Origin of the sequence: Marseilla massiliensis, from assembly GCF_016899955.1 — a bacterium.
GTDB lineage: Bacteria > Bacteroidota > Bacteroidia > Bacteroidales > Bacteroidaceae > Prevotella > Prevotella intestinigallinarum.
In genome coordinates, this window is the sequence record NZ_JACJJL010000024.1 from 13,099 (window position 1) to 28,464 (window position 15,366).

Here is a 15,366-nt window from a genome sequence, read left to right on the forward strand (position 1 = left end):
GCTGCCTGTGTTTTTGCATTGCGCATCCATTTTTCTTGTCTCCGGCGCCATTTTGCGGGCCTGTGGCCGGCTTTCGCCGGTGGCGTGGCGCATGGGCTGTCCGGCCGCCCCCGAGGCCCGTGGCGGCGCCACAACAGACCGGGGCCGCCTTGGGATGGTTCCCAGGCGGCCCCGCGTCAACGTTAGTATGTTTGAAAAATTTGAGAGAATCGAAACTTCACAGTTTCTTTTTTTGTTTTAACTAAACATGATTATTATATGAGAAAGCATAGAAATGTCTTGTTTGTCAGGCCCGTGCCGTTCGCCCGGCGATGCTCTTTGTCAGGCTTCTTATGAAGTCGCGGTCTATGTCGCCCGTCAGGTTGACTATGACCATGCTGCCGGCCTTGGTGTCTGTGTGTATCATCACCAGCTCTACGGTGTCGCCGCTGGTTGTCTGCCTCACGTAGAACGTGCCGTAGGCGTGGGCGCTGCGGTAGTCTTGGGCGTGGCGGAAGCGCTGCGGGTTGTCCTTGAGCAGGCTCTCGGCCCTCTTGTAGTAGTCGGCCCCGTGTACGCTTGCCGTTATTATGCGTGCGCTCTTGAGCTTCTCTATGGCCTCGGCCATGGCCTCGTCGCGCGCTGCCCCGGGCTGCTTGGTGAGCTGCTCCATCATCGATGGGCTTATCGTCACGCAGTGTACGGCCGTGTCCTCGGTGCAGAGCTGCATGAACTTCGATGCGAAGTCGAGGCTGGTCTGCGCCGCTGCCGCCACTGTGGCGACCATTGCGGCTATGTAGCATAGCAGGCGTCTCATCGCTTCAGTGTTGAGTCGGCCCCGGCTGCCGGCGCGGCTTTGCTTGCGGTGTCGGCTGCCGCAGCGCTGCTGATGCCCTCGGAGACAAGCTGCAGGGCGTTTTCCATCTCGTCGTAGGCCACGGCGGGGTCGGTGTATGTGTCTTTGTAGCCGGCATAGTTGATGTCGTCCTTGGCGGCGTCGTGCCCGGCGGAGAAGCGCGCCGCGTTGCCTATGGTGACTATGATGGCCACCACGGCGGCAGCCTTGAACAGGGGCATGAGCCTGCTGCGCATGGTCACGGTGCGGGCCCTGACGGGTGCGGGCCTGTCTTCGGTCATGGCCAGAATCCTGGAGTCAAAGTCGTCGCCGGGCAACTGCTCTTGGCTGGCCGCGCGGCTGTAGGCGAACAGCGGCGCGTAGCGGCGGAGGTTCTCCGGCACTTGCTCTTGGCTGAAGAAGGCGCGCAGTATCTGCTCCTCTTCAAGAGAGGTCTGGCATTGCCAGTAGCGCTCTATCAACTGTTCGATGTACTTATAGTCCATATCTTTCTGTTTCGTTGAATCGTTGTCTTATCGCCTGCCGTGCGCGGAAGAGCGTCACCTTCACGCGGTCTTCGCTGATGCCAAGCACGGTGGCTATTTCCTTGTAGCTCTTGCCCTCTATGTCGCGTAGCTGCATCACGCTGCGCTGCGCTTCGGGCAGGCTGTCTATCAGGCGCCTCACCAGGCTCACGCTGTCGGTGAGCATGGCCTTGCGCTCGGGGTTCGAGGCGGTGGAGTCGTCGGTGGGCTCTGCGCCCGGGGTGTCGTCCATGCTGCGGCCCTGGCTTGCCATCTTCTTGTTCTTGTCGAGGGCCAGGTTGCGGCAAACGGTGAGGCAGAAGGCTTCCATCGACTCTATGGCGTGCCATTCGTCGCGGCGGTTCCACACTTTTATCATCGTTTCTTGCACAACGTCTTCTGCCTCCGCGTTATTGAGAGTAATGCGGAGAGCGAGCCGGAAGAGTTCGTTCTTCAGCGGCAAGACGTCGTTCCGAAAACTTATTTCTTTCATCCTCTCTATACTGTAGACGATTGTGCGGGGGAAATGTTACACGCCGGGGCAATTTTTTTTTATGTTGTCTTTTTGCGCGGTGTATATTTTGTTTGGGAGTTAAGGAGTTAGGAAGTAAAGGAGTTAAGACAATGGTTTTTGTGTAGAATGGAGTTAGAGGGAGGTAGAAGGAGTTATGGGGAGTTAGAGGACAATGGCGTTTGCTTGATGGAGGGTGGGAGGAAGTTAAGGAGTTAGGAAGTAAAGGAGTTAAGACGATGGTTTTGTGTACAATGGAGTTAGAGGGAGGTAGAAGGAGTTATGGGGAGTTAGAAGACAATGGCGTTTGCTTGATGGAGGGTGGGAGGGAGTTAAGGAGTTAGGAAGTAAAGGAGTTAAGGCAATGGTTTTGGAAACATGGGAGCTCTGGGAGCATGGGGAAAGTGTTGCAGGAAGAGATAGTCAAACGCCATTGTCTTCTAACTCCCCATAACTCCTTCTACCTCCCTCTAACTCCATTCTACACAAAAACTATTGTCTGTACTCCTGAACCCCTGTACTCCTGCACTCCAAAAATTACCCCCTAAAAAGCCCCCGGGTTTATCCGGTGAGCCGCCGTGGGCCTCATGGCGTTGCAAGGAGGGCTGTCTTGCAATGCGAAACGGCCCGTATCAGCGGGTGATACGGGCCGTATTGCTGTTTGGCTCGGGGCGTGGCATGGCTGTGTGCCGTCAGTGCACCACGGTGCCGGCATCTGTGCCTATGGCCGATGCCTGGGTGATGACCACCCGGCTCACGCCGGCCTCCACGGCCGCGAGGGCGTTTTCTATTTTCGGTATCATGCCGCCGGCCACGGTGCCGTCGGCCGTGAGCCGCTCGAAGTCGGCCCGGGTGATCGACGGTATCACCGACGTGGGGTCGTCGGCGTCGGCCATCACGCCGGGTTTCTCGAAGCTGTAGACGAGCGTCACGTCGTATGCCTGGGCCAGGGCCTTGGCGGCCTCCGAGGCTATGGTGTCGGCGTTGGTGTTGAGCAGCTGGCCGTTGCCGTCGTGGGTGAGCGGTGCCAGCACCGGCACGGCTCCGCCCTCGATGAGCGCCGAGAGCCGCTTGGCGTCGGCGCGGTCGACGTCGCCCACGAAGCCGAAGTCGATGCCGTCTCTCACCGGGCGGCGGTGTGAGCGCATCACGTCCATGTCGGCACCGGTGAGGCCTATGGCGCTCACGCCGCGCGAGGCCAGGGCGGCCACTATGCCCTTGTTGACAAGGCCGCCGTAGACCATGGTCACCACCTCGAGCATGGCCTCGTCGGTGATGCGGCGCCCGCCCACCATGCGGCTCTCTATGCCGAGGCGCGATGCCACCTGGGTGGCGCGGCGCCCGCCCCCGTGGACAAGGGCCTTGCGCCCGCCGATGCGGCAGAAGCCGTCGAGCAGGGCGCCGAGCTGCGCCGGGTCTTCCACCACGGCGCCGCCAACCTTGACTATTGTCAGTTTTTCTTTCATCTCAATGTATGCTGTTTGGGTGTCGGGGGCTCTGGTCGGCGCGTGGCGGCCGCAGCCCCGTGCCCTGCTGTCGTTCACTCAAGGTAAGTGTAGCCATAGAGCCCGGAGCGGTAGTTGCTCAGGAACTCCTTGCCCTCGTCGAGGGTGATGCGCCCTTCCTTCACGCTCTTGGTCACCCACATCTCCAGCTGGCGCACCAGCTTGCGCGGGTTGTACTGCACGTAGTCGAGCACCTCGGCCACCGTCTCGCCGTCTATCACCTGGTCTATGTGGTAGTGGCTGTCTCTCACGCTGATGTGCACGGCCGTGGTGTCGCCGAACAGGTTGTGCATGTCGCCCAGAATCTCCTGGTATGCCCCCACGAGGAACACCCCGAGGTAGTAGGGCTCGTTTTTCTTGAGCGCGTGCACGGGCAGTATGTGCGAGTTGTTGCGGTTGGTCACGAAGTTGGTTATCTTGCCGTCGCTGTCGCACGTTATGTCTTGCAGCGTGGCGCTGCGCGTGGGCCGCTCGTCGAGCCGCTGTATGGGCACTATCGGGAAGAGCTGGTCGATGGCCCAGGCGTCGGGCAGCGACTGGAAGAGCGAGAAGTTGCAGAAATACTTGTCGGCCAGCAGCTTGTCGAGGTTCACCAGCTCCTCGGGCGTGTGCTTGAGCTGCTTGGCCAGTATGTTGATTTCCCTGCATACGCTCCAGTACATGCTTTCAATCTCGGCGCGTGTGCGCAGGTCTACTATGCCGTGGCTGAACAGGTCGAGCGACTCCTCGCGTATCTGCTCCGCGTCGTGCCAGTCTTCGAGCATGGTGCGCGGGTTCAGGTTGTCCCAGATGTCGTACAGGTCGCGCACGAGCTGGTGGCTGTCGGCCGTGGGCTCGTATTCCTCGGGCATCTCGGGCAGCGACGCCGTCTCGAGCACGTCTATTACGAGCACCGAGTGGTGTGCCGTGAGCGAGCGGCCGCTCTCGGTTATGATGTTGGGGTGGGGCAGGCCGTTCTTGTTGGCTGCCTCGACGAAGGTGTAGATGCAGTCGTTGACATACTCCTGTATGGAGTAGTTCACGGAGCTCTCGCTGCTGGGCGAGCGTGTGCCGTCGTAGTCTACGCCGAGCCCTCCGCCGCAGTCAACGAAGTCGACGTTGTATCCCATCTTGTGCAACTGTATGTAGAACTGCGACGCTTCGCGCAGGGCGGCCTGTATGCGGCGTATCTTCGTTATCTGGCTGCCTATGTGGAAGTGTATCAGCCTGAGGCATTCGCGCATGTTCTTCTTGTCGAGCAGCTCGAGCGCCTCGAGCAGCTCGCTGCTCGTCAGTCCGAACTTGCTGGCGTCGCCGCCGCTGTCTTCCCACTTGCCGCTGCCCGACGAGGCCAGCTTTATGCGTATGCCCAGGTTGGGCTTCACGTCGAGCTTCTTGGCCACGCGGGCTATGATGTCGAGCTCGTTGAGCTTCTCGACCACTATGAATATGCGCTTGCCCATCTTCTGGGCGAGCAGGGCAAGCTCTATGTAGCTCTGGTCCTTGTATCCGTTGCAGATGATGAGCGAGTCGCTCTGGCACTGCACGGCGATGACGGCGTGGAGTTCGGGCTTGGAGCCGGCCTCGAGCCCGAGGTTGAACTTGCGCCCGTGGCTTATTATCTCCTCTACCACGGGCTGCATCTGGTTCACCTTTATGGGGTAGATTATGAAGTTCTCGCCTTTGTAGTCGTACTCCTGGGCCGCTTTCCTGAAGCAGCTGCTGGTCTTCTCGATGCGGTTGTCGAGGATGTCGGGGAAGCGGAGCAGCACCGGGGGAGTGACATCCCGCAGCGCGAGCTCGTCCATCACGTCGCGCAGGTCTATCTGCGTCTCGTCCTTGCATGGCGTGACGTAGGCGTGGCCTCGGTCGTTGACGCCGAAGTACGACGTGCCCCACCCGTTGATGTTGTACAGCTCCTTGGAGTCTTCAATGGTCCACTTTTTCATTTTCTCTCTGTGTCGTTGGGTTTCTATGATGTGTATGGTTTAGCCTTGCGCCGGCCGTGCGGGCGTTGCCGCCGGCCGCGTCGGTCAGACGCCGAGCATCTTCCTGATGCCCGCCACGGCCTGTCCCACCTTGCCGTGGCTGTCGAGCAGGTTGACGTCGTAGGTGTAGCGGGCCTTGGCGTAGTAGGGCTCGCGCTCGCCCAGCTGCCTGGCTATGAAGCCGGTGAGCTCGTCGCCCGTCTTGCCCTTGATGAGCGGGCGCTCCGTCTTGCCCATCATCAGGTGGCTGTGCAGCACCTCGGGCGTGGCCTTGAGGTAGACCACGGGCCCCCGGCTGTTCATGTAGTCGATGTTGTCGAAGAAGCACGGCGTGCCGCCGCCGCAGCTCAGCACCACGTCTTCGAACTCGGCGGCCTCGTGGAGCATGGCCCTCTCCACCTGGCGGAAGCCCTGCTCGCCCCGCTCGGCGAAGAGTTGGGGCACCGTCTTGTGCATCCGGGCCTCGATGTACCAGTCGAGGTCGTAGAACTGCAGGCCCAGCTCCCTGGCCAGCGCCTTGCCCACGGTGGTCTTGCCGGCCCCCATGTAGCCTATGATGATTATCCGGGTCATTGCTTGCGTGGTGTTGTCGCCCTGTCGGGGCGGTGTCATTTCTTCTTCTGCTCGCTCTTTTGCTCGGCGGCGTCTATCACCTCCACGCACTCCTCGAGCGTCAGGTCGGCTGCCCGGGCGTGCATGGCCTTTGGCAGGCGGTAGTTCTTGCCGCCGAAGGTGAGGTAGGGGCCGTAGCGCCCGTTGAGCACCTCTATGGGGTTGTCGCCGTTGAATGTCTTTATGTGGCGCTGCTGCTCGAGCAGCCTTTTCTTCTCTATCAGCGCCACGGCCTTGCCGAGCGTGACGGTGAGCGGGTCGTCTTCCTTGGGCAGCGACACGTATTTCTTGTTGTGCAGTATGTAGGGCCCGAACCTGCCGGCGCCCACCGTGACCTTGTGGCCCTCAAACTCGCCCAGCTCCCTGGGCAGCTTGAACAGCTCGAGGGCCTCGTCCAGCGTGATGGTCTCCATGCCCTTGTCCGACGGCAGCTGCGCGAAGCGGGGCTTGTCGTTGTCGTCGGCGGCACCTATCTGCACCACGGGGCCGTAGCGGCCTATCTTCACGAACACCGGCTTGCCCGTGGCCGGGTCGGTGCCCAGCTCGCGCTCGCCGGCCTTGTGCTCCGAGCGGGTGTTGAGGGTCTTCTCAACCACGGGCTCGAAGTCGCGGTAGAAGTCTTTCATCATGTCGGTCCACTTCTCGCTCCCCTCGGCTATCTCGTCGAACTTCTGCTCCACCTTGGCCGTGAAGTTGTAGTCCATTATCACCGGGAAGTATTTCATCAGGAAGTCGTTCACCACGATGCCTATGTCGGTGGGCAGCAGCTTGCCCTTGTCGCTGCCAGCCATCTCGGTGCGGGTCTTCTGCGTCACCACCTTGCCCTTGAGCGTGTCGACGGTGTACTGGCGCTCCTCGCCCTTGTGGTCGCCCTTGTGCACGTAGTCGCGCTGCTGTATGGTGCTTATCGTGGGGGCGTAGGTCGACGGGCGGCCTATGCCCAGCTCCTCGAGCTTGTGCACCAGGCTGGCCTCGGTGTAGCGCACGGGGCCCTGGCTGAAGCGCTCGGTGGCGGTCACCTCGCGGCGCTGCAGCTCCTGCCCCTCGGCCATGGGCGGCAGCAGGCGCGAGCCTTCGTCGGCGCCCTGGTCGTCGTCGTCGGACGACTCGCGGTACACTTTCAGGAAGCCGTCGAACTTGACCACCTCGCCGGTGGCCGTGAACTGCGGCGCGCCGGCCGCGGCCTTGCCCCCTGCGGGCTCTATGGCTATGGTCACGGTGGTCTTCTCTATCTCGGCGTCGGCCATCTGGCTGGCGGCCGTGCGCTTCCATATCAGGTCGTAGAGCCTCTTTTCCTGTGCCGTGCCGTCGATGGTGGTGGCGTCCATGTATGTGGGGCGTATGGCCTCGTGGGCCTCCTGCGCCCCCTTGGCGTGGGTGTGGTACTGGCGCGTCTTGCTGTATCTCTCGCCCCAGAGCCTCACTATCTCGTCGCGGCTGGCGGCCAGGCAGAGCGTCGACAGGTTGACCGAGTCGGTACGCATGTATGTTATCCGCCCGCTCTCATAGAGCCTCTGGGCTATCATCATCGTCTGCGACACGGTGAAGCCGAGCTTGCGCGCGGCCTCCTGCTGCAGCGTCGAGGTGGTGAACGGCGGCGCGGGCATGCGGCGCAGCGGCTTCTTCGCCACCGAGCTCACGCGGAAGGTGGCGTCCTTGCAGCTCTCGAGGAAGGCCTCGACCTCGCTGTGCGCCTTGAACCGGGTGTCGAGCTCGGCCTTCACCTCGGTGGCCGAGCCGTCGGCGGCGGTCAGGGCGAACACGGCCGCCACGCGGTAGTAGGGCTCGCTCTTGAACGCCTGTATCTCGCGCTCGCGCTCTACTATGAGCCTCACGGCCACGCTCTGCACGCGCCCGGCCGACAGGGCGGGCTTCACCTTGCGCCACAGCACGGGCGAGAGCTTGAAGCCCACGAGGCGGTCGAGCACCCGGCGCGCCTGCTGGGCGTTGACCAGGTTCATGTCGATGTGGCGCGGGTGCTTTATGGCTTCGAGTATGGCTGGCTTCGTTATCTCGTGGAACACTATGCGGTTGGTGTTCTTCTCGTCGAGCCCGAGCACCTCGCACAGGTGCCAGGATATGGCCTCTCCCTCGCGGTCTTCATCGGAGGCGAGCCATACCTGGCTTGCCTGCCCGGCGCATTGGCGCAGCTCCTTGACGAGCTTCTGCTTCTCGTCGGGCACCTCGTAGTGGGGTTCGAGCGTCTCGGTGTCTATGCTCAGCTCCTTTTTCTTGAGGTCGCGTATGTGGCCGTAGCTAGACATGACCTTGTAGTCACTGCCCAGAAACTTCTCTATCGTTTTCGCCTTGGCCGGCGACTCTACTATGACTAAATTCTTAAGCATACTCGGTATGATGGTTTGTTTGGGGTGCAAAAGTAAGCAAAAACTTCGCTACCACATTATATATAAGCCCTTTTTTCTACTTTTTTAATTGTTTTCCAGGCGGCCCGTACGCTGGCGGCCCTTGCCGCGGGGGCCGTCTGGCGTGGCGGCGGGGGCCGTTTGGCAAGCCAAGACGTGCCGTCCCGCAACCCGGGACGGCACGTCTTGCCTGCTCCCCGCCGCCGCGCGCCGCCGCCGCGTGGCCCGGGCCCGCCCCGGCGGGGCTCACAGCCCGTGCTCCTTGAGGAACATGTAGAGGGCCTGGCGTATGGAGCGAAGCCCGAACTGCTCGGTGTGTATCTCGCCCAGCGGCAGCCAGAAGCACTCGGCGGCGTCGTCGGCGGCAGCCGGGGCGGCGCCTTCGTCGACGGTGCACCTGAAGAACATGTCGAGCGTGTGGATGGTGATGCCCGAGTAGAGGTAGATGTTGGGCAGGCTGAACATATACTTGGCCGAGGTCACGGTGAGGCCCGTCTCTTCGAGTATCTCGCGCGCCACGCCTTCCTCGGCCGTCTCGTCGTTGTCGATGAAGCCCCCGGGCAGGTCGAGCGTGCCCTTGGCCGGCTCCTTGCCCCTGCGCTCCACGAGCAGCTCGCCGCGCCCGTTGGTGATGAAGGCCGCCGTGGCGGCGCTGGGGTTCATGTAGTAAGTGAAGCCGCAGTTCTCGCACTGCTTGCTCTTCGCGTTGTGTTCGGCGAAGTGTTTGCTGCCGCATACCGGGCAGTAGGTGAATTTTTCTAATGGGTGCATAGCCTATTTTGTTGAAATCTTCTGCAATATTACGAAAAAAATATCAAGCAGTGTAATGTCCCGGCTTGTTTTTTTTCGCCCGGCCGCCGGATGCCACGGCCAACACCGGCCTTGCCGCTGCCATGATGCAACAGGCCGTGATGGTGGCTATGGCGGCTGGGCGTTTCATGTCATTGCGGTGCCTGGGTGTTGTCGCGTCGGGCCAGCATTTGCCTGGCCTGCTCTATTATGGCGGTAAGCCCGGCCGTGGTCTCGGCCCGCAGCATGGCTATGCGGGTGGGCCTGAAGTCGGCTATGCCCTTGAACACGGGCGTGGCGGCCAGGTGGCGGCGTGTGTGCAGTATGCCCCGGTATTCGTCGATGCGCTCCACGTTGATGCGCAGCTGCTCCAGCAGCACGTCTATCTTCTCGTCGTTGGTCAGCGGCGGCGGAGCCCCGGGGCCGAGGTCGAGGCAGTCGCGTATCTCCTTGAATATCCACGGGCGTCCGAACGTGGCCCTGCCCACCATCACGGCGTCGACGCCGTAGAGCTCGAAGGCCCGCCGCGCCTGCTCGGGGGTGGTGATGTCGCCGTTGCCTATTATCGGTATTTTGATGCGCGGGTTGCGCCTGACGTCGGCTATGGGGCCCCAGTCGGCCTCGCCGGTGTACATCTGCGCCCTTGTGCGGCCGTGTATGGTCAGGGCGCTTATGCCGCAGTCTTGCAGCTGTTCGGCCAGTTCGGGTATGATGATGTGCGACGCGTCCCACCCGAGCCTGGTCTTCACCGTCACGGGCAGGCTCACGGCCTTTACCACCTCGCGCGTTATCTCGAGCATCAGGGGTATGTTCTGTAGCATGCCCGCCCCGGCGCCCTTGCCGGCCACCTTCTTCACGGGGCACCCGAAGTTGAGGTCGATGAGGTCGGGGCGTGCCTGTTCGACAATGCGCGCGGCCTCTACCATGGCGTCGACGGAGCGGCCGTATATCTGTATTCCCACGGGCCTCTCGTCGTCGCTGATGGCAAGTTTGCGCTCTGTGGCCTTCACCGAGCGCACCAGTGCCTCGGCGCTGACGAACTCTGTGTATACCATTGATGCCCCGAAGCGCTTGCACAGCAGCCTGAATCCAATGTCGGTGACGTCTTCCATCGGTGCGAGCAGCACCGGCCGGGGTCCTAAGTCGATGTTTGCTATTTTCATTTTCTGTAGTCGCTAAAGTCTTGTTTGTCAGTCAATCCAGTGGTAGGCCCCTCCGGCGAGCGGCCTTACGAGCCCTTTCATCTCCATCTGGAAGAGCAGGGCGGCGAGCCGTGCCACGGGCATTCGCGTCTGCGCGGCCATGGTGTTGAGCTGCATGTCGTTGGATTGTTGCAGCAGCCGGGCCACGGCCTGTTCCTCGTCGGTCAGTTCGGGGAAGAGCTGCCTAGCTATGCCGGCGCGGCGTGCGGCCTCGGCGTGGGCCTGCGTGGCCCATCCGAGCGTCTCGGCCACGTCGGCGGCCGAGGTGACGAGCACGGCGGCGTTGTCGCGTATGAGCCTGTTGCACCCTTCGGAGTAGGGCGCCCCCACGGCCCCGGGGTATGCCAGCACCTCGCGGTTGTAGCTGCGCGCTATGCCGGCTGTTATCAGTCCGCCGCCCCGGGCTGCGCTCTCCACGAGCACTGTGGCGTCGGCCATGCCTGCCACTATGCGGTTGCGCATCACGAAGTTGGCCTTGTCGGCGTTGGTGCCGCTCATGAACTCGGTGAGCAGTCCGCCCTGCTCGAGCATGGCCTTGGCCGTGTCGCGGTGGCTCGGGGGGTAGATGCGGTCGAGCCCGTGGGCCATCACGGCCACTGTGTCGAAGCCTTCGGCCAGTGCCTGCCTGTGGGCGCAGATGTCGACGCCGTAGGCCAGTCCGCTCACCACGAGCACGTCGTCGAACATGCCGCGCAGCCCTGCCATGAGCTCTTGCGCCATGTCGCGGCCGTAGGCCGTGCAGTGGCGCGTGCCTACCACGCTTATCACCCTGGCGCTGTTGAGGTTGGCCGTGCCGCGGTAGTAGAGGGCAAGTGGCGCGTCGGGGCATTCGTCGAGGCGGCGGGGGTAGTCGGGGTCGGCGGGGGTGAGCACTCTGACGGAGTGCCTGGCGGCAAACTCCATCTCGGCCTCGGCCCGCCGTAGGGCCGTGTCCCAGTTGCCGAGCTCCTTGAGCATCCTCGTGGGGCAGCCGCCGGCCAGGCGGGCTATGTCGGCGCGGTTGTCGTAGGCGGCCGTGGCGCTGCCCATGGCGCGGTAGATGGCCTGTGCCGCCGCGAAGTTGAAGCGGCAGATGCGCGCCAGGGCCATGGCGTACAGTCTTTCTTGCTCGCCCATCGGTCAGATGTATTTGGCCAGGGCGCGGTCGTAGTCGGGGCTGTTGGCCAGCCTGCCGCCCACGAGGCACACCACCTCGACGGTGCTCCTGAAGCAGAGCCTGTCGTCGGTGGCCCGGTAGATGTCGTGGTAGAAGATGTAACGCAGGCCCTCTTTCCTGAGGGCGAGGCGCGATACGAACTCGTCGTCGCACCTTAGCGGCACCTTGTATTGCAGGTTCATCCTTGCCACCACGGCGTCGGTACCGCGGCGGTGCATCTCGGCGAAGCTCAGGCCGCACTGCTTTAGGAACAGATGGCGGGTGTGCTCGGTGTAGTGCAGGTAGTTGGCGTTGTTCACTATGCCTTCGATGTCGCACTCGTAGTCGCGGACTAGCATTTTTGTCTCAAAGATATATTCCATTGGCTTTTGCTTTTGGGAGCTCTGGGAGAGCTGGGGTGGGAGAGCTGGGGATTTTTTGGGAGCTCTGGGAGGAATGGGAGAACTGGGAGGACTGACCATTCGGCCGAGGCAGACAGGATGGTTTGCCTTTTCGCCCGGTGCAGCTTGGCTTTTTGGCCGGGGTTGCTTGGGCTTTCGGCCGGTGCGGCTAGGCCTTTCGGCTTGGGCGGCTTTGCCTTTCGGCCTGTGCGGCTTGGCTTTTTGGCTTGGGCGGCTTGGCCTTTCGCCCTGTGCAGCTTGGCCTTTCGCCCTGTGCAGCTTGGCCTTTCGCCCTGTGCAGCTTGGCTTTTCGGCCGGTGTTGCTTGGGCTTTTGGCTTGTGCGGCTTGGCCTTTTGGCCGGTGCAGCTTGGGCTTTCGGCCGGGGTGGGGTTGGGCAGCGGCTTAGGTGTGGGCCTTGGCCTTTTTCAGGTATTCGTAGCCGAAGCGGCAGCGCAGGCAGTCGCGGCGGTCGCAGTATGCGTGCTTGAGCTGTATGAGGGCTTGGCTGTCGGCGGCTGTCCTGGCGTTGATTCCACACTCGCGCCATGTGCGTATGATGGCGTTGTTTTCGGGCTTCAGGCTGTCGAGCAGCTCGAAGGCCCGCTCGCACAGCGACTCGTCCATGGTGTGGCGGCCGTAGGCGAAGAGCATGGGTATGGCTGTGTTGATGGCCAGCAGGCTGAGCGACTGCCCCGACAGGCGCTTTGGGTTGCGCGCACTCTCGGCCCCGAACGTGTAGTGCGTCTCCCAGTATGGCGACACGCGGGTAGCCAGCAGCTGCCTCACGTCGTCGGCGCTGCGGCATTCGAGCAGCTGGCTGAGGCCCGTGCGGCCCTCGTGGTAGAGGGTGGCCATCTGCGATATGCGTATGTGCGGGAAGTTCTGCGGCCTGAGCCTCATGAATCGCCACAGCGTGCGGTCGATGGGCCTGAGCGAGAACTTGCGGGCCAGGTAGGCGTATTCGGCCTGCAGGCGGGCCAGGTATGCGTCGGCGGCAGTCCCCTTGTCGCGCCCCCGTCCGTCGGTTCCGTCGCCGAGCAGGCCCGCCTGCCCCATGAACAGGGCCTCCACCTGGAACGGGTCGTCGCGGTGGTGGGCTGCCGCCTGCAAGGGCACGTTCATGGCCCAGGCCTCGAAGGCGTCGCCGTTGATGCCGAAGCCGTAGTTGCGGGCCAGCGTCACGAAGTAAGCCTCTTCCCACGAGCCCGCCCTCATGGCTGCCCTGCGGCTGATGGCCCCGGTCTTCTGCTCCAGCCGCTCGGCCTGCAGCGCGGCCAGCCACGAGGTGACCGTCATCGGCGGCAGTGTCGGTATGATGCGGTAGCAGGGCGGGTAGGTGTCGGTGGCAAGCAGTTCGCGGTAGTTGTCGGCCACGTATGGCGGCACGCCCATCACCATCTGCGCCACCCGGCGCCCCCGGCTGTCGGCCGTGGCGGCGTCGGCGCAGGCCACCACGTGCAGCACCACGCTGTCGTAGGCGGCGTCGGTGTGGTGGCCGTGGGCCGTCCAGTCTGACGCCCTGTCGTGAATCTCGACGTTGCCCACCCACAGCGTGCCCCCAATCTTCACCTTGGCGTTGAAGAAGTCGGGCCCCGCGTCGGTGTTGTGCAGCCCCGGATCGATGACCTCGACCTCGCGCCCGTCGGTGGTCGAGAGCCCCGCGCCGTCATACAGCCGGTGCTTCCATACGTAGTGCAGCAGTTGTTCCATGCTTGGCTAACCGTTATTACTTGTTTGAGGCCGGCGCCCCGTTGCCTGCGTGCGGCCTGTTGCCGCCGGTGGGCGGGGCGCTTGTCTTATTGTAAAGATAATGCAAGCAAGGGCAATTTGAACTTGTTCACATTTTGCCGAGCGCAGCTTATCTTATGCAAAGATAATGCAAACGAGCGAAGACAGAGCTTGCTCTGAATCTTCCGAATGCAGCTTATCTTATGCAAAGATAATGCAAACGAGCGAAGACAGAGCTTGCCCTGAATCTTCCGAATGCAGCTTATCTTATGCAAAGATAATGCAAATAGCCGACATTATGCCCGCCCGGGGCAAGAATATGCACTGAGGAGGCAAGAAAAAGAGGCGGGGCGGGGTGGCGGCGCAGCCGGATGGCCGTGGTGCCGCCGTGGCGTTTTCGCCAGAAAATGCGCCATTGTAGCGCAAAACGGGCCGTTTCATCGGGCGGCGGAGGCCGTTTGGCGAGCCCGTCAGGCACGTTTTGCAAGCCGCGGCGCAACCATGGCCGCACGCATGGTGCATGGCGGTGCGTGGGGCTGCGCGCGCGGCTTCCGCGAAAGGGGCTGCGAAAAAAACTGCGCCGCGGGTGTAGCAAAACGGGCCCGGCGCGCGCCTAAGGAATAAAGCGGCATTTGAAAACAATACAATTGCGAAAATACGAGACCAAAAGAAAGCGAGAAAGAATTTGAGCGGCTCGTCACCGAGCACCGCGCCACGACATACACCGTGTGCTGCATGTTCTCGAAGGATGCCGACGAGGCGGCCAACCTCTTCCAGGAGGTGCCCGTCAACTTGTGGCGGGGCATGGGCGGCTTCGGGGGGCGCAGCGACGTGCGCACGTGGATTTACCGCGTGAGCCTTAAAAAACACCTGCGTGAGCCACGACCGCAAGCGGCCCCGGGCCACGGCATCGCCCGCCTGTGCCTGCCAATGCGCCCCCAAAATAGCCATGTTAGCGCCCCGACATGGCGATTTTTTGCTGAAAATCAGCATTGTATGGGCAAAATTCACTAACTTTGCAACGTTTAATACGAAATAATATGAAAATAGCATTGATCGGCTACGGCAAGATGGGCAAGATGATAGAGCAGATAGCCTTGGGCCGCGGCCACCAGATTGTAAGCATCATCGACGTGGACAACCAGCAGGACTTCGACTCGCCGGAGTTCGCATCGGCCGACGTGGCCATAGAATTCACCAACCCCACTGCCGCCTACGGCAACTACCTCAAGGCCTTTGCCAAGGGGGTGAAGGTGGTGAGCGGCTCCACCGGCTGGCTCAAAGACCACAAGGCCGACGTGGAGCGCATGTGCACCGAGGGAGGGCAGACGCTGTTCTGGGCGTCGAACTTCTCGGTAGGCGTGGCCATCTTCTCGGCCGTCAACCGATACCTGGCCACCATCATGAACTCGTTTCCCGAGTATGACGTGGCCATGGAGGAGACCCACCACGTGCACAAGCTCGACGCGCCCAGCGGCACGGCCATCACCCTGGCCGAAGAGATAGTAGACCGCCTCGACCGCAAGCAGCGCTGGGTGAAGGGCACCGTGCAGGCCGCCGACGGCACCGTAAGCGGCACCGAGGCATGCGCCCCCGGCGAGCTGCGCATCGACGCCGTGCGCCGCGGCGAGGTGCCCGGCATACACACGGTGAAGTATGACAGCCCGGCCGACAGCATCACCATAACCCACGACGCCCACTCGCGCCAGGGGTTCGCCCTGGGGGCGGTGCTCGCCGCCGAATACACCGCCGGCCACACCGGGCTGCTCACCATCGGCGACATGTTCAAGTTCTGACATCACACAACCAACAGT

Annotated in this window: 14 protein-coding genes; 2 read left to right on the forward strand and 12 right to left on the reverse strand. The window is 62.3% G+C overall.

The window, feature by feature from the left end; translation table 11 throughout:
• Positions 1–286: 286 nt before the first annotated feature.
• From H6B30_RS12500 to H6B30_RS12555, 12 genes are all read right to left on the reverse strand, one after another.
• Positions 287–796, reverse strand: a complete 510-nt coding sequence (locus H6B30_RS12500; RefSeq protein ID WP_205111088.1) for a DUF4252 domain-containing protein — start codon at positions 794–796, stop codon at positions 287–289.
• Entirely contained in the window at positions 793–1,320 is a 528-nt protein-coding gene (locus tag H6B30_RS12505) for a PG0215 family putative anti-sigma factor (protein ID WP_205111090.1), read from the reverse strand. Before H6B30_RS12505 ends, H6B30_RS12500 begins: the two co-directional genes overlap by 4 nt.
• Positions 1,310–1,831 carry a GFO_1088 family ECF-type sigma factor gene (locus H6B30_RS12510; RefSeq protein WP_205111092.1) on the reverse strand — a complete coding sequence of 174 codons (522 nt, stop codon included), beginning with the start codon at positions 1,829–1,831 and terminating at the stop codon, positions 1,310–1,312. The genes H6B30_RS12505 and H6B30_RS12510 overlap by 11 nt, the downstream gene beginning before the upstream one ends.
• Positions 1,832–2,541: 710 nt before the next feature.
• On the reverse strand, positions 2,542–3,315 hold the full coding sequence (gene argB / locus H6B30_RS12515; protein ID WP_205111093.1) for an acetylglutamate kinase: 774 nt from the start codon (positions 3,313–3,315) through the stop codon (positions 2,542–2,544).
• A 74-nt stretch (positions 3,316–3,389) separates the two neighbouring features.
• Positions 3,390–5,282 (reverse strand): biosynthetic arginine decarboxylase, encoded by a 1,893-nt coding sequence (speA, locus tag H6B30_RS12520; RefSeq protein ID WP_205111095.1) that lies wholly within the window; start codon positions 5,280–5,282, stop codon positions 3,390–3,392.
• 84 nt (positions 5,283–5,366) lie between these two features.
• Positions 5,367–5,894: a shikimate kinase gene (locus H6B30_RS12525; RefSeq protein WP_205111097.1), complete on the reverse strand. Its 528-nt coding sequence runs from the start codon at positions 5,892–5,894 to the stop codon at positions 5,367–5,369.
• Positions 5,895–5,929: 35 nt separating this feature from the next.
• On the reverse strand, positions 5,930–8,278 hold the full coding sequence (topA, locus tag H6B30_RS12530; protein WP_205111099.1) for a type I DNA topoisomerase: 2,349 nt from the start codon (positions 8,276–8,278) through the stop codon (positions 5,930–5,932).
• 264 nt (positions 8,279–8,542) lie between these two features.
• Positions 8,543–9,067: an NUDIX hydrolase gene (locus H6B30_RS12535; RefSeq protein ID WP_205111101.1), complete on the reverse strand. Its 525-nt coding sequence runs from the start codon at positions 9,065–9,067 to the stop codon at positions 8,543–8,545.
• Between the two features lie 170 nt (positions 9,068–9,237).
• On the reverse strand, positions 9,238–10,248 hold the full coding sequence (gene dusB / locus H6B30_RS12540) for a tRNA dihydrouridine synthase DusB (protein WP_205111103.1): 1,011 nt from the start codon (positions 10,246–10,248) through the stop codon (positions 9,238–9,240).
• Between the two features lie 27 nt (positions 10,249–10,275).
• Positions 10,276–11,403, reverse strand: a complete 1,128-nt coding sequence (gene dprA, locus H6B30_RS12545) for a DNA-processing protein DprA (protein WP_205111114.1) — start codon at positions 11,401–11,403, stop codon at positions 10,276–10,278.
• A 3-nt stretch (positions 11,404–11,406) separates the two neighbouring features.
• Positions 11,407–11,805 carry an acyl-CoA thioesterase gene (locus H6B30_RS12550; RefSeq protein ID WP_205111116.1) on the reverse strand — a complete coding sequence of 133 codons (399 nt, stop codon included), beginning with the start codon at positions 11,803–11,805 and terminating at the stop codon, positions 11,407–11,409.
• A gap of 421 nt (positions 11,806–12,226) precedes the next feature.
• Complete coding sequence (locus H6B30_RS12555) at positions 12,227–13,534, reverse strand: DUF2851 family protein (protein ID WP_205111118.1); 1,308 nt, start codon at positions 13,532–13,534, stop codon at positions 12,227–12,229.
• A gap of 753 nt (positions 13,535–14,287) precedes the next feature.
• Between H6B30_RS12555 and H6B30_RS16690 the strand changes: the two genes are divergently transcribed.
• Both H6B30_RS16690 and dapB read left to right on the forward strand, forming a co-directional pair.
• Positions 14,288–14,566, forward strand: a complete 279-nt coding sequence (locus H6B30_RS16690) for a hypothetical protein (protein WP_338088992.1) — start codon at positions 14,288–14,290, stop codon at positions 14,564–14,566.
• A gap of 26 nt (positions 14,567–14,592) precedes the next feature.
• The gene (dapB, locus tag H6B30_RS12565; protein WP_205111120.1) at positions 14,593–15,348 is read left to right on the forward strand and encodes a 4-hydroxy-tetrahydrodipicolinate reductase; all 756 of its coding nucleotides are present in this window, start codon (positions 14,593–14,595) and stop codon (positions 15,346–15,348) included.
• The last annotated feature ends 18 nt before the right edge of the window (positions 15,349–15,366 follow it).